The organism is Pandoraea sp. NPDC087047 (assembly GCF_044745225.1).
In the GTDB taxonomy this organism is placed as follows: Bacteria; Pseudomonadota; Gammaproteobacteria; order Burkholderiales; family Burkholderiaceae; genus Pandoraea.
In genome coordinates this window covers 42,633-57,080 of sequence record NZ_JBIUZU010000009.1, presented here as the reverse complement: position 1 = coordinate 57,080, position 14,448 = coordinate 42,633, and the positions used below count along the sequence as shown (strand labels likewise).

12 protein-coding genes are annotated in these 14,448 nt (G+C 65.7%); 6 read left to right on the top strand and 6 right to left on the bottom strand.

Features of this window, described 5'->3' with window-relative positions; genetic code table 11:
• The first annotated feature begins 1 nt into the window (after position 1).
• Both ACIPHM_RS18120 and ACIPHM_RS18115 read left to right on the top strand, forming a co-directional pair.
• A complete protein-coding gene (locus ACIPHM_RS18120; protein WP_400331024.1) occupies positions 2-1,270 on the top strand; it encodes a dihydroorotase in 1,269 nt (422 codons plus the stop codon).
• 12 nt (positions 1,271-1,282) lie between these two features.
• Positions 1,283-2,113: a lysophospholipid acyltransferase family protein gene (locus ACIPHM_RS18115; RefSeq protein ID WP_400331021.1), complete on the top strand. Its 831-nt coding sequence runs from the start codon at positions 1,283-1,285 to the stop codon at positions 2,111-2,113.
• 167 nt (positions 2,114-2,280) lie between these two features.
• On the opposite strand, the gene ACIPHM_RS18110 is transcribed toward ACIPHM_RS18115, so the two are convergent.
• The 6 genes from ACIPHM_RS18110 to ACIPHM_RS18085 all read right to left on the bottom strand — a co-directional run bounded on the left by ACIPHM_RS18110 (position 2,281) and on the right by ACIPHM_RS18085 (position 9,157).
• Complete coding sequence (locus ACIPHM_RS18110; protein ID WP_400331018.1) at positions 2,281-3,294, bottom strand: symmetrical bis(5'-nucleosyl)-tetraphosphatase; 1,014 nt, start codon at positions 3,292-3,294, stop codon at positions 2,281-2,283.
• A gap of 94 nt (positions 3,295-3,388) precedes the next feature.
• The gene (locus tag ACIPHM_RS18105) at positions 3,389-4,480 is read right to left on the bottom strand and encodes a glycosyltransferase (RefSeq protein ID WP_400331015.1); all 1,092 of its coding nucleotides are present in this window, start codon (positions 4,478-4,480) and stop codon (positions 3,389-3,391) included.
• A complete protein-coding gene (locus ACIPHM_RS18100) occupies positions 4,474-5,616 on the bottom strand; it encodes a glycosyltransferase family 4 protein (RefSeq protein ID WP_400331012.1) in 1,143 nt (380 codons plus the stop codon). Before ACIPHM_RS18100 ends, ACIPHM_RS18105 begins: the two co-directional genes overlap by 7 nt.
• Before the next feature lie 19 nt (positions 5,617-5,635).
• A complete protein-coding gene (locus ACIPHM_RS18095) occupies positions 5,636-6,793 on the bottom strand; it encodes a glycosyltransferase (protein ID WP_400331009.1) in 1,158 nt (385 codons plus the stop codon).
• Positions 6,790-7,935, bottom strand: a complete 1,146-nt coding sequence (locus tag ACIPHM_RS18090) for a glycosyltransferase family 4 protein (RefSeq protein ID WP_400331006.1) — start codon at positions 7,933-7,935, stop codon at positions 6,790-6,792. Before ACIPHM_RS18090 ends, ACIPHM_RS18095 begins: the two co-directional genes overlap by 4 nt.
• A 4-nt stretch (positions 7,936-7,939) precedes the next feature.
• The gene (locus ACIPHM_RS18085) at positions 7,940-9,157 is read right to left on the bottom strand and encodes an oligosaccharide flippase family protein (protein WP_400331003.1); all 1,218 of its coding nucleotides are present in this window, start codon (positions 9,155-9,157) and stop codon (positions 7,940-7,942) included.
• 369 nt (positions 9,158-9,526) lie between these two features.
• Here ACIPHM_RS18085 and ACIPHM_RS18080 point away from each other — a divergent pair, with 369 nt between their 5' ends.
• From ACIPHM_RS18080 to waaA, 4 genes are all read left to right on the top strand, one after another.
• A complete protein-coding gene (locus tag ACIPHM_RS18080; protein ID WP_400331000.1) occupies positions 9,527-10,924 on the top strand; it encodes a phosphomannomutase/phosphoglucomutase in 1,398 nt (465 codons plus the stop codon).
• Between the two features lie 220 nt (positions 10,925-11,144).
• Positions 11,145-12,113 carry a lipopolysaccharide heptosyltransferase I gene (gene waaC, locus ACIPHM_RS18075; protein WP_400331475.1) on the top strand — a complete coding sequence of 323 codons (969 nt, stop codon included), beginning with the start codon at positions 11,145-11,147 and terminating at the stop codon, positions 12,111-12,113.
• Positions 12,110-13,042, top strand: a complete 933-nt coding sequence (locus tag ACIPHM_RS18070; RefSeq protein WP_400330998.1) for a Kdo hydroxylase family protein — start codon at positions 12,110-12,112, stop codon at positions 13,040-13,042. Before waaC ends, ACIPHM_RS18070 begins: the two co-directional genes overlap by 4 nt.
• 3 nt (positions 13,043-13,045) lie before the next feature.
• On the top strand, positions 13,046-14,374 hold the full coding sequence (waaA, locus tag ACIPHM_RS18065) for a lipid IV(A) 3-deoxy-D-manno-octulosonic acid transferase (RefSeq protein ID WP_400331472.1): 1,329 nt from the start codon (positions 13,046-13,048) through the stop codon (positions 14,372-14,374).
• The last annotated feature ends 74 nt before the right edge of the window (positions 14,375-14,448 follow it).

Here is a 14,448-nt window from a genome sequence, read left to right as displayed (position 1 = left end):
CATGAAACTGCATCTGAAGGGCGGCCGCGTCGTCGATCCCGCCACCCGAACCGATCGTGTGCAGGACGTCTTCATCGCCTCGGGCGAAATCGCTGCACTCGACACGCCGCCGGCCGACTTCACCGCCGATCGCGCAGTCGATGCGACGGGACTGGTGGTCATGCCGGGGCTGGTCGATCTCTCGGCGCGCCGCGCCACCGCCGCGAGCGAAGCGGCCGCAGCGCTCGCCGGGGGGGTTACGCGCATCGTCTGTCCCCCCGATACCGAGCCGGTCCTCGACGAGCCGGACCTCGTCGAGATGCTGCAACTGCGCGCCCGCGCCACGCATCCCGCCCAGGTTCACCCGTTAGGTGCCCTGACGGTCGGTCTCGCGGGACGCGAGCTCACCGAAATGGCGAAACTGACGCGGGCCGGCTGCATCGGGTTGTCGCAGGCGAATGCCGCCATTGCCGACAACCGTACGTTGCTGCGCGCCCTGCAATACGCGGGCACCTTCGGGCTGACCGTGTGGCTGCGCGCGCAGGATGCCACGCTGGCGGCAGGCGGCGTGGCCGCGAGCGGTGCTGTGGCTTCGCGCCTCGGACTGGCGGGCATTCCGGTGGCGGCGGAGACCATCGCGCTGCACACCATTCTCGAACTCGTGCGCGTGACGGGCACGCGCGTGCACCTTTGCCGTCTGTCGTCTGCGGCAGGGCTTGCGCTCGTGAGAGCGGCCAAGACGGAAGGATTGCCGGTGACGTGTGACGTCGCCGCGCATCATCTCCATCTCACGGACATGGACATTGGGTACTTTGACGCCCAGTACCGGCTCGATCCCCCGTTGCGCTCTCAACGCGATCGTGAAGCGATGCGCGACGCCGCGCGTGACGGTACGATTGACGCCATCTGCTCGGACCACACGCCGCTCGCACCCGATGCGCGTCTCGTGCCCTTCGCCGAAGCACAGCCGGGGGCGACGGGGCTCGAATTGCTGCTGTCGCTCGTGCTGAAGTGGGCCGGCGAGTCGCGCGTGCCGCTGGTCGACGCGCTCGCACGTGTAACGCACGCGCCAGGCCAGCGTCTGGCGGCAGTCGCACCGGGCGCCGGCCGTTTGTCACCCGGTCATCCGGCAGATGTTTGCGTGTTTGCGCCGTCGGCGCACTGGACCGTGGCCGCGCAGCATCTGCGCAGCGCCGGTCACAACACCCCGTTTCTGGGATACGAGTTACCGGGCCAGGTACGGCTCACGCTGGTCGGTGGCCGCGTGGCGTACGAAGCCCCTGCCGTCTAGGATGCGATTGCCGTGCTGTTGATCAAAAAACTTCGTCTGGGCCTGCATCTCGCGCGCGGTATGTTGACCGCAGCGACGCTTTTTCCCTTCCTCTCGCAACCGCAGAAGAATCGCCGCATTCGCGCGTGGTCGCAGAAGTTGCTGAAGTTGTGCGGCATGCGTCTCGAAGTCGAACAGCATGCGCCGGTGCCCGAGGGCGGCGTGATGCTGCTGTGCAATCACGTGTCGTGGATCGACATCTTCGCGCTCAATGCGTGGCAGCCGGTACGCTTCGTGGCCAAGGCCGAGATCCGGCATTGGCCGCTGGTGGGCTGGTTGTGCGTGCAGACGCGCACGATCTTCCTGCAACGCGAACGCCGTGCCGACGCGCGTCGCATCATGCACTACCTGTCGGATTGCCTGCGTGACGGCGACGTCATCACTGTCTTCCCGGAAGGCACGACCACGGACGGACGCAGCCTGTTGCCGTTTCACGCCAATCTGCTGCAAGCGCCGGTGTCCACGGGCAAGCCGGTGCAGCCGCTGTGCCTGTTTTACGCCGACGCCGCTAGCGGACGCCACACGATGGCCCCCGCGTATATCGGGGAGATGAGCCTGATCGAGTCCATCGACATGATTCTGCGGGCGCCGCCCATGACGGTGCGTCTGTCGGTGGGCGAGCCACAGCATCCGCAGGAGGGCCAACATCGCCGCGAGTTCACACTGGGCGCGCAGCAAGCCGTGGGTGAGGCGTTGCAGGGGTTCTTGCCCGAAGCGGTGTTGCCGGAGAACGGCTTGGTCGGCTCGCGGTCCCCGGCGGTGGGGGACGAAGCGGACGACACCGCGCAGGCGGTTCAGGTCTGAGTCAGCGGTTCGTCGGATCACCGACGCCTTGCTACGCGATTAGACGCGATTCGACGCAACACGAAAAAACGGCGCCTGCATGGCGCCGTATTCGTTGACTGGATGATATTCACCGGGCGTAACGTCCGGCGGCGGGAAAAATCGGAAAGCCCCGCAAGCGCCAGCGATCACTCGCCTTTGCGCTTCGTTCCTTTTTCCGATTTGTCGGCTCTCTCCGCCTTCGCGACCTTCTCCAGTTTCTCCAGCTTGCGCGCCGCTTTCCCGAACTTATCCAGCTTCTCGGCCTTGGCGGCTTTGAGCGCGTCTTCGGCCTTATCGGCGGTCTTCATCTTGCTGCGCTTCTTGCTGTCGGCCGAGCCGAGCGGATCGCGAATCTGCGGGCAGTCGATCTGAATCAGTTCGCGTCCGGCGGGCGAATCGGCGAGTTTCACCGCGGTCAGCTCGCCGCCCCAGACGCAGCCGGTATCGAGCCCGAGCACGTTATCGCGCATCACCAGGCCGAGCGCCGACCAGTGGCCGAAAACCATCGTGACGTTCGCCGTGCGACGCCCCGGTGCGTCGAACCACGGCTTCAGTGCCTCGGTGGCCGCATCGGCCCCTTCCTTGATCTTGAAGTCGATGCGCCCGTCCGCCGTGCAAAAGCGCATGCGGGTGAGGGCATTGATTGTGAGACGCCGGCGGTCTTCGTCGCCCAGCCCTTCATGCCATTGATCGGGCTGATTGCCGAACATGCGCGAGAGGAACGTCTTCCAGTCCGGACCACGCAGTTGCGTCTGCACATCGCGCGCGAGCGAGACGACTTGTTCGGCGTCCCACTGCGGCAGCACACCGGCGTGCACCATCAGATGGCCGTGCGCGTAGTGCGCCAGCGGCTGACGGCGCACCCAGTCGATGAGGGCGTCCCGGTCGGGGGCGTTGAGAATGTCGTCGAGGGTGTCGCTGCCGTGTGCCTGACGCACGCCTGCGGCCACGGCCAGCAGATGCAGATCGTGATTGCCGAGCACGGCGGTGACACGATCGCCCAGCGCAATCACGTGACGCAGGGTATCGAGCGAGCGCGGGCCGCGGTTGATGAGATCGCCGGCAAGCCAGAGATCCGAGTCCTGCGGCAGGTGCTCGAGTAGTTGTTCAAACGACGTTTGGCAACCCTGAAGGTCGCCGATGGCATAGATGTCACGCATCGCGTTGGTGGCGCTGTCTTGTCTTGTTGTCCCGATCAGGGGGATTCCATGTGCCGCGGCCGCGCACCTTCGGTGCGTCGCCCCCCGTGGTCGTTCATTTTTTGTAGATCAGCCAGCGCGGCGCCTTGAAGCGAACGATGCGCAGATACAGCCACACGTACGTCACCATGAAGGCGACGCAGCACAGTGCCAGCACCACGCTATGCCGCCAGAAAACCGTTGCCGGGATCACTGCCAGCAAGCATAGCAGCCAAAGGTACGGAGAGGTCAAAGAATTGCGTTGCGTGAGCGCGCTGGCCGTGCGTGCGCCTGCGGCCCAGCGCATCAACCGCTTGTAGACCAGCATGTGCAGGTGCACGCCATCGGGAATGCCGGGCGATATGCCGCGCACGAAGCGCTTGCGATAGATCGAGAAGCAGACCTCGAAGGCGGGGTAGATCACCATCAGCGCGGGATACCACGGCGAGACCTGGGGGTTGCGCATAACCAGCAACACGGCGATCTCGGCGAGCATGAAGCCCAGGAAATAGGCGCCACCGTCCCCGAGGAAAATCAGCCCGCCGGGGAAATTGAAGATGAAGAAGCCCAGGATCGCGCCGACCATGATCATCGACGTGGTGAGCACGATCGGGTCCTGCACCTGAAAGCCGACATACCCGAGCGAGGCGAACATGATCATCGCGACCATTGCCGCGAGGCCGTTGAAGCCGTCGATGATGTTGACGGCATTGGCCATGCCGGCCACGCACAGCACCGTGAGCGGCACCGACACGGCGGCAATGAACAGCATGCGGTCGGCCACGCCGATATCGATGCGCGTGATATGGATGCCGAGCACCAGCCACGCCAGCAGCGCGGCGAACATGGTGCACACGAGCCGGATCGTTGGCGAGACCTTCTTGGTCAGGTCTTCGATGAAGCCCGCCAGGAACGCGGGCAGCCCGCAGGCCACCAGCAGCACAATGTCGCGCGAGACTTTGGGGTACGACAGACTCAGCGCGGTCGCCGAGACGAGCAGGCCCGCGAGAATGCCTACGCCGCCGATGCGCGGCACCGGGCGCACGTGAAACTTCTGCACCCCGGCGACATCGCTATCGCCGGAGAAGCGGGCGTGAACATGTGCGTAGCGGACGATCAACAGCGTCGTGACGAACGACACTACGAGGGCGATGGCAAGACTTAGCATGATGCGGGAAGGGATCCGAGAATCCGAAAATACGCTGCAATGACGACATGTTCGTCGAATTCGCGCGCCACTTTAGCACGCCCGGCGTCGCCCATCGCGGCGAGGGTGGACGCGGGCGTGCGTGCCACATCGCGCATGCAGGCAGTCAGCGCGGCGGCGTCGCGCGCGGGCACGAGATGCCCGGTGACGCCATCGTCAATCACGTCGCGGCATCCCGGCACGTCGCTCGCGATCACGGGGCGGCCCATCGCGCTGGCTTCGAGCAGCGTGCGCGAGAGCCCCTCACGGTAGGACGGCAGCACCACGCAATGCGCATTGGCGATGACTGGCCGCACGTCGCCGGTCGTGCCGAGATACTCGATCACGCCTTCGCGTTGCCATGCTTCGACCTCGCCGCGCGTGATGGCCGTCGGATTCTCGACGTCCGCCGCGCCGAGGATCTGGAACGTGACGTGCGGCATTTCCGCGCGCAGGGTGCGCGCCGCGTCCACATATTCCAGCACGCCCTTATCGCGCAGCAAACGGGCGATGAGCAGGAAGCGCATGGGAACGGGCGCCGCGTCGCGCGCGGTATCCGACACCGGCCACGGGGCCTTGGCGAAATGCGCGAGATCGACGCCTTCGCCCGGCAGCAGACGGGTTTTACCCATCGCCACGAGGCCGCCTTCGACAAAGGCGCGGTGATCTTCCACGTTCAGGAACCAGTTCTCGAGCGTATGACGGAACGCCACGCGATAGAGCTGCCGCGCCAGACGCGTTGTCAGCGACTCGCGAATGAAGACGTAGCCCAGCCCGGTGGTCATCGACACGGCGGGAATGCGGGCGAAGCGCGCGGCAATGGCGCCGTAGATGTTCGGCTTGATCGTGTAGTGGAAGATCACGGCCGGCCGGACTTGCCGGTAGAGGCGATAGAGCCGCCACATCAGCCCGAGATCCTGGAGCGGGTTCTGGCCCTTGGCCGACATCGGCACGCGGTGCACGACACAGCCCATCTCGGCGAGCTGGATGGCGAAGGCGTCGTCGGGCGCAGCCACGTGTACCGGATGGCCGGCCGCCAGCAGCGCGGCAATCGGGCCGCGCCGGAAGTTGTAGATCGACCAGAAAGTGTTCGAGCAGAGCAGGACCGGGGATGTCATTGACGGTGTCGTGGGCAAATCAGGCGCCTGCGCGGGAGGTTTCGCGCAAGCGGGTGTACGTCTCGAGCCAGCGGGTCACGATGGCGTCCAGGGAGTAGTGTTCGACGATACGCGCACGATTGGCCGCGCCCGTTGTCTGGCGCGCGTCCGGCGAGGCGCGCAGGTGACGGATCAGTGCGTCGCCGAGCGCGGGCGCGTCGCCCACCGGCACCAGCGTGTTGCGCGGGTCGTTGCCGAGCAGTTCGCGCACGCCGCCGCAGTCGGTCGACACGATGGGCAGGCCACAGGCCATCGCCTCGCCGATCACCAGCGGCAAGCCTTCCCAGGCGGACGACATGGCATAGACGTCGGCCGCGCACATCCACTGGGCGACATCGTGACGACGCCCGAGCAACGTGACGGCCGGAGCGAGCCCGCGGGCGTCGATGTGCGCCTGCAACGAAGCGCGCAACGGCCCCTCGCCCGCGATGAACAGCCGCGCGTCGGGCATGGCTTTCAGCACGCGTGCGAAGGCGTCGATCAGCGTCGGGTAGTCCTTCGCTTCGACCATGCGGCCGGCGGCGAAGACGATGGGGGCGGTGGGCGTCGCTTCGGAGGATGCACCGCTCACCTGCGCCGTATCCCGCAGCGTCGCGCGCCATTGCGAGCGGACTTGCGCGTCGGGATGATAGCGCGCGGTGTCGATGCCGTTGGGCATGCTCACAAGGCGTGCGGCAGGTGCGGCGCGTTGCGCGATGAAGGCAGCGACGGCGTCGTTGCTGACATTGGTCGTCAGATCCGTCCACCGGTCGGTCAGCCGGTAGGCCAGCATGAGTGCCCGGCCGCCTTCGTTGCGGCTGTGCGCACTCGTCACCAGCACCGGCATTGGCGCAACCCATCGCGCCACGCGAGCCATCAGATTGGCGTGAACCATGTGGGCGTGCACGATATCGGGCCGCCACTCGCGAAAATACGCCGCCAGCTTCGCCAGCGCACCTATCAGCGATCCCGGCGACTTGCTCGCCTTCAATTCGACGAGCGTGAGTTGCGACGATTTCGGCAGGGCAATCGCACAAGTGCCCGTCAGCGAAATCAGCGCAACCTCGTGACCGCGCGCGAGAAAGCCCTGAGCGAGCGCGGCCACCTGTGTCTCCGCACCGCCGAGTTGCAGACCGGTGACGAACAGCGCAATTCTCATCGCGACGCCTGCTTCGACAGCGTGGCGACCGTCTGCAGCGCTTCCCAGCGGGCCGCAATGGCGTCTGCCCCGAAGTGCTGTGCATGCGCGTAACCGGCCAGCCCAAGCTTGCGACGCAGCGCGGCGTCGCCGATCAGCCGCGACAACGCAGCGGCCAATGCCGCGATATCGCCGTCTTCCACTACGAGACTGTCGACTTCATGGTGCAGCAATGCGCGCGGTCCTGCGTCGGCGGCATAGGCCACGATGGGCACCGCATAGGCCTTCGCTTCGATCAGCACGAGCCCGAAGCTCTCGCGTCGCGAGGGCAGGCAGTAGATCGATGCCCGCGCATAGTGCTGCGCAATGTCGGACACCGCAGGCAGCACCTTCACCGTGTCGCCAACGCCAGCGTTACGCGCCTGCGCGAGCAGGCCGTCGCGCAACGGGCCGTCGCCAACGATAGTCACCTGCCATCCCGGCGTGTCGCGGGCGATGCGCGCCCACGCGTCGATCAGCCGGTCGAAGCCTTTTTCCGGGACGAGACGCCCGACCGCGAGAATGCTGCGTTCGTCGCCATGTTCCGGCGGCGCATCGGGAATCGCGATGCCGAGCGGATTGGGCAGCGTAACGACTTGCGCGCGGGCGCGCGGGTAATGCGTCTGCCATGCATGACGGTCCGACTCGGTCAGCACGACGAGGGCGTCGTACCGATGGGCCGCGAGCGTTCGTGCCCAGCGGCGCGCAGATCGGCCGAGGTCGCTGGCATAGGTGCTGTGTTCCCAGGCGATACGCTGCAATCGCAGACCGAGCGTGGCGGGCACGACATAGAGGGCGAGCATCGGGTCCACATCGATCATCGTCTCGATGCGGTGTTCGCGCACGTAACGCCGTACCTGCCGCACGATCGACAGATAGTGATGTTTGAACGCGACGCGTTCGGCGAATATCGCGTGATGTTTGACACCCGGCGCCAGTGCGAAGACGGGGCGATGGCCCCACAACGACAGCACATGGACACGATGCCCGCGTGCGGCGAGCGCGTTGGCGAGCGTTGCGGTGGCGCGTTCCGCACCGGCAAACACCGCCAGTGTCCCGGTGAACAGGCAGATGGTGCGAGCGTTGCCGGTGTTGCCGGCGTGGTGTGAATCGGTAGCGGTCATTGCATCAGTCCCGTCGAAGCAGCCAGACGCCGAGCACCAGCGCCGCGGCATAGCCCGCGCCGTAACCCAGCGCCCCGGCGAGCGCGCCGATCTGCGGCGCCAGCCCGCGCACGATGACAAAAGCCACCACGGCCGCGCAGAGCCATTTGGCAATGACCCAGCGTCCGGCGCCGCGCCGAATGAGCGTAAGGTTCAGGCCGGCGTCGGCGAACACGAGAATTCCCATGAGTGCCGACACACGCAGAATCTGCGCCGACTCCGCGAATCCGGCGCCATAAATCAGATGCACGATCCAGGGCGCGAGCAACGCAATCGGAATCGCCATGCTCGCGCCTGCGGCCACCATTAACCACACGGCCCGCACGGTGTTGCGCCGCGCCGCGGCGTTGTCGGTCGTCTGGAAAATCAGTTGGGGCGCGAGCGAGTTCGCGATGATCGGCGCGACGAGCACGAAGTTCTCCGTGATTTGCATCGCCGCCGCGTAAGCACCCAGTTCCGCAAGCGGAATGATCGGCTTGAGCACGAGCTGGTCGATGCGCTTGAAGAGAATCATCAGCATCAGGCCGCCCCAGAACGTCGAGCCGCTCGCGAGCAGATCGAGCAGCAGGGCGCGACGCCAGGCCACGGGCGTGCTGGGCGAATGTCGGAAGTAATAGCGCACGAGCAGCGCGGCCGCCACGATGGCTTCGATGGCGTAGACGATAGCGAACGCGGTCACATCTGCGTGCGTGGCGAACAATAGCGCCACGAGCGCGAGCTTCACGCCCAGCCCGCAAAGATTGGCGCTCACGCTCGGCCGGTTGAACGTGCGGGCTTGCAGCCACGCGATCACAATGCCCGACGGCTCTCGGAACCACAGTGCCACACCGAGCCAGAGCGCCACGGCAACCAGATCGGACTCCGCAAAGCAGAGGATATAGACGGTGAGGATCGCGTAGGCGAGGGCGGCGGCGGCCAGCCGAAGCGCGAAGGCGTGCGCGATGATCGTGCGTTGCTCGGCTTCGGGTTTGCCGACCAGACGCGGCACCACCACTTCGCTGCCGCACAACAGCGTGAGAGAGGCGGCGAGAAAGACGAGCGATTGCGCGTACTGAAACAGGCCGAACTCTGCGGCGCCGAGACTGCGGGCGAGAAAGCCGGAGACCGCGATGCCGCCGGCGATTTGCGCGCCGCGCTCGGTCAGCATCCAGAGGATGTTGCGAATGATGGTCCGGTAGGGCATGTGGCGCTCGCGCGTCTCACTCGTTCTCAAAATAAGCAAAACCGGCCTTGCGAGGCCGGTGCTGGGGGATGTTACGCGCTCGTCGGGTCGCGTGACTACGGTTAGCAGGTTGAGTGTAGGCGCTGACTGACAAGGCTTGCGGGAAATGCCGCAGTGCGGCGAAGTCCCGTATAATTTTAGCGTAATGCAGCCGTTCCCGGCCGGGCCTCGCGCCTTTGCGCCGGGATTTTACGTTTGTGGTGTAGCCGGCCTTTCGCGACTGCCGACCCGAGGCGACGTCCGGTGCGCATCGGATGGCGGCAGTCCACCGGTCAGGCTTACCCGCAACGGATGCTAATTTCCCCCCTCGTTTCCGAGAGACGCTTTCCCATGACGCAAACCACGCAAGTTTCGCCTGCGATTTTCAAGGCATACGACATTCGCGGCATCGTCGGCAAGACCCTCGATGCCAACGTCGCGCATCTGATCGGACGCGCATTTGGCACGGCACTGCGTCGCGAGGGCGGCAATGCCGTCGTCGTCGGCCGTGACGGCCGCCTGTCCGGCCCCGAACTGGTCGGCGCACTCGCCGACGGCCTGCGCGCCGCCGGTGTCGACGTGGTCGATATCGGCGTCGTCGTCACGCCGATGGTGTACTTCGCGACGAACGTCACTTTGCACGGCCGCGTGGTCGACTCCGGCATCATGGTCACGGGCAGCCACAACCCGCCCGACTACAACGGTTTCAAGATGGTACTGCGCGGCCGGGCGATCTACGGCGACGCGATTCAGGGTCTCGCCAAACTGATCGAGGCGCAGGATTTCGAGACGGGGCAGGGCACTTACACCGCCGATGAGATCGACGAGTCGTATCGCTCGCGCATCGTGAACGACGTGCATCTGGCGCGTCCGATGAAGATCGCCGTTGACTGTGGCAACGGCGTGGCGGGGGCTTACGCGCCTGCGCTGTTCCACGCACTCGGCTGCGACGTCCTCGAGCTGTTCTGCGAGGTCGACGGCACGTTCCCGAATCATCACCCGGACCCGGCCCATCCCGAGAACCTCCAGGATCTGATCCGCACGCTGCAAACGACCGATGCCGAAATCGGTCTGGCGTTCGACGGCGACGGCGACCGTCTCGGTGTGGTCACCAAGGACGGTCAGATTATCTATCCGGATCGTCAGTTGATGCTCTTCGCCGCCGAGGTGCTGAGCCGCAATCCGGGCGAGAAGATCATCTACGACGTGAAGTGCACACGCAATCTCGCGAGCTGGGTGCGCAAGCACGGTGGCGAGCCGCTCATGTGGAAGACGGGCCACTCGCTGGTCAAGGCCAAGCTCAAGGAAACCGGCGCACCGTTGGCTGGCGAGATGAGCGGCCACGTGTTCTTCAAGGACCGCTGGTACGGTTTCGACGACGGCTTGTACACGGGCGCGCGTCTGCTCGAAATCCTCTCGAAGTCGGCCGATCCTAGCGCTGTACTGCGCGCGTTGCCCAATTCGATCTCGACGCCGGAGTTGCAGATTCCGCTGGCCGAGGGCGAGAACTTCGCGCTGATCGACAAGCTGCGTGAGACCGCCAAATTCGACGGCGCGCAGGAGATCGTCAAGATCGACGGCGTGCGGGTCGAATACGCCGACGGTTTCGGGCTGGCACGTTCGTCGAACACCACGCCGGTCGTCGTGCTGCGCTTCGAGGCCGATAGCGAGGCCGCCATCCAGCGCATTCAGGACGACTTCCGCCGCGCGATTCTGGCCGTCAAGCCCGACGCCAGGCTGCCGTTCTGAGGCGCGACGGGCCGCCTGACCGACGTTGGAATGAAGTTGGCGTGATGTCGACGTGACGTTGTAAGGCGGTCGTTGCCCTCGCAACAGGATCAAACATGATCGGCGGGCCGGGTCGGGGTAAAATCGCGGTTTTGCTCACGAGGCCCGGCCGAACCGCCGGGGCGTTCGGTTGCAGGTTCTGATCGTCAAAGTCTCGTCGCTCGGCGACGTCGTCCATAACATGCCCGTGGTGCAGGACATCCTGCGCCAGTACCCCGACGCCCAGATCGACTGGGTCGTGGAAGAGGGATTCGTCGACCTCGTCAAACTCGTGCGCGGTGTGCGCCGGGTCATTCCCTTTGCCCTGCGCCGCTGGCGCAAGAAGCCGCTCGCGGCACGCACCTGGCAGGAAATCGGCACGTTTCGCCGTGCTCTGCGCGAAACCCCCTACGATTACGTGATCGACACGCAAGGTCTGGTCAAGACCGGCTGGATCTCGCGCACCGCACGCGGCGCGGTGTGGGGGCTGGGCAACCGGACCGAGGGCGCCAGCTACGAATGGCCGGTGCGCTACCTGTATCAGCACATGGTGCGCATCGAGCCGCACACGCACGTGGTTACGCGCTCGCGTTTGCTCGTCGCGCAGGCGATGGGCTTCAAGGTGCCGGGCCAGATCGATTTCGGCATCGCCACCGAGCGTGCCGATCACAGCCAGTGCCCTGATCGTCCGTATGCCGTGTTCGTGCACGCGACTTCGCGAGACGACAAGACCTGGCCGGAAGACAACTGGATTGCGTTGGGGCGCGATCTGGCGTTGCAGGGCTTGCTGATCGTGTTGCCGTGGGGCAGTGCTGCCGAGCACGAGGTATCGCTGCGACTGGCGGCGGCGTTGGGTGATGCGGCCTGGGTGCCGCCGAAGATGAATCTGTCGCAGGTGGTTGGCCTCATCGATCGCGGCGCGATCACCGTGGGTGTGGATACCGGTTTGGTACATATTGCCGCTGCGCTGAATCGCCCCACCATCGAGCTATACAATTTCAGCACTGCGTGGCGCACCGGGGGATTCTGGTCGCCGCACATCGTCAATCTCGGCGACGCCGAACACAAGCCGACGCTCGCACAAGTGCGCGACGCCGTGCGTGAGCTCGCACCGTCGCTCCAGCCGGTGCCAAGCAGCGCCGCTGCGCCTGGGGGGGACCGAATCGCATGAATGCATTGAACGAAGCGAACGAAGCAAACGAAGCGAACGCGGCAAGCGAAAGCAGTCAGATCGTCACCGTCGCGTCGGGCGACTGGCAGGGGGGGCAACTCCCGGTGTCGCGCGAGACGCTGGTGGCCGACGTCGAAGCCGGCAAGGTGCTGTACTTCCCGCATCTGGCCTTTGTCCTCGACGCCGCCGAGCAAGGCCTGCTCGACCCGAAGATCGCCGATCCGAGGCGCAAGAACATCAGCCTCGATCCGAAGACCGGCGTGCTCGTTGGCGTGGCCGCCGACGACGCCACACAGCGCGCCGTTCATGCGCTGGTCAAGCGCTACTACACGCAGGCGTGCAGTCTGATCGACGGTCTGATGCCGGAGTATCGCGGCAAGCTGCGCGCCGCGCCTACGAGCTTGCGTCTGCACCAGGTCGAGACACGCCAGACCTCGTGGCGCAAGGACGACAGCCGCCTGCACGTCGATGCCTTCCCGTCGCGCCCGAATTACGGCGAGCGCATCTTGCGCGTGTTCACCAACATCAATCCGGCGGGCCAGCCGCGCGTGTGGCGCGTGGGCGAACCGTTCGAGGACGTGGCCAAACGCTTCCTGCCCAAAGTGCCTGCGCAGTGGCCGGGTTCCGCGTGGTTGCAAAACGCGGTGGGCATCACCAAGCGCCCGCGCAGCGGCTACGACCACATCATGCTGCACCTGCACGACGGCATGAAAGCCGACATGGGCTATCAGCACGACGCCGATCAGCAGACCATGCCGTTCCCGCCGGGCAGCGTGTGGATCTGCTTCTCGGATCAGACGTCGCACGCGGTGATGTCGGGGCAGTTCATGATGGAGCAGACCTTCTTCCTGCCGGCCGACGCGATGGTGCACCCCGAGTGCTCGCCGCTGGCGGTGTTGCAACGCCTGACGCATCGCGCGCTGATCTGAATGTTGCTGCGTCTCGTCTATCGCGCCCTTTGGTGGATCGTGGCACCGCTGGCGGTGATTCGTCTGTGGTGGCGCGGGCGCTTCGAGCCCGGCTATCGCCGTCACATCGGTGAGCGTTTCGGGTTTTACGGCAAGCCGCCCTACACCGGCCGTCCGCTGATCTGGGTGCATGCGGTCTCCGTCGGGGAGACGCGCGCCGCGCAGCCGCTCGTCGACGCGTTGCTCGAACGTTATCCGTCGCACGGCATTGTGCTCACACACATGACACCGACCGGGCGCGCCACCGGCGAAACCGTCTTTGGCGATCGCGTGCTGCGATGCTATCTGCCGTACGACATGGGCGGCCCCATCCGCCGCTTTCTGAAGCATTGGCGCCCGAGTGTGGGCGTGGTAATGGAGACGGAAGTCTGGCCGAATCTCATCTTCACGTGCCGCGATAGCGGCGTGCCGCTGGTGCTGACGAATGCGCGAATGTCGGCGCGCTCGTTCCGTCGCGCGGCCCGCTTCGGCGACGCCACCAAGCCGGTCTTCGGTGGGTTCAGCCGTGTGCTGGCGCAAAGCGATGCCGATGCCGAGCGTCTGCGCATGCTGGGTGCGAGCGACGTCGACGTGATGGGCAACCTCAAATTCGACATGACGCCGCCGCCCGCGCTGCTCGCGCTGGGCGCACGTTGGCGCGAGCGCTTCGGTGATCGCAAGGTGTGGCTCGCGGCGAGCACGCGCGACGGCGAGGAAGCGCTGGTGTTGCAGGCGCGCGCCATGCTCGCGGCGGCCTCCGACGTGGGACGCCGTTCGTTGCTGGTGCTCGTGCCGCGTCATCCGCAACGCTTCGACGAAGTGGCGGCGATGCTCGACAGGGTGCGTCTGAACTATGTGCGTCGCAGTGCATGGCCGGACGGCGACACGCCGTTGCCTGCCGATGTCGACGTGGTGCTCGGCGATTCGATGGGCGAGATGGCCGCGTATTTCTCTGCGGCCGAAGTGGCGTTCATCGGCGGCAGTTTGCTGCCGTTAGGCGGTCAGAACCTGATCGAAGCCTGCGCGGCGGGCACCCCCGTTGTGTTCGGTCCGCACATGTTCAACTTCACGCAAGCCAGTGAAAACGCGCTCGCGGCGGGCGCGGCGCGCCGGGTGAGCGATGCGGGCGAGCTCGCCACGGCGTTGGCCGATTTGCTGATCAACGACGACCGCCGGCTGGCGATGCGCACCGCGGCGCTCCTGTTCGCGAAGCAGCATCAGGGCGCGACGGCTCGCACCGTCACCGCCCTGGGACGCTGGCTGGATAGTGGTGGTTCCGGCGCCGGCGCTGGCTTCGTCGCCTCTCAGGAATGATCCGGCAGAACGTCTGACGCCTGCGTCGCCGGAAGCAAAAAGCCTCGCATGCCCGTATGTCGATACGGTTATGC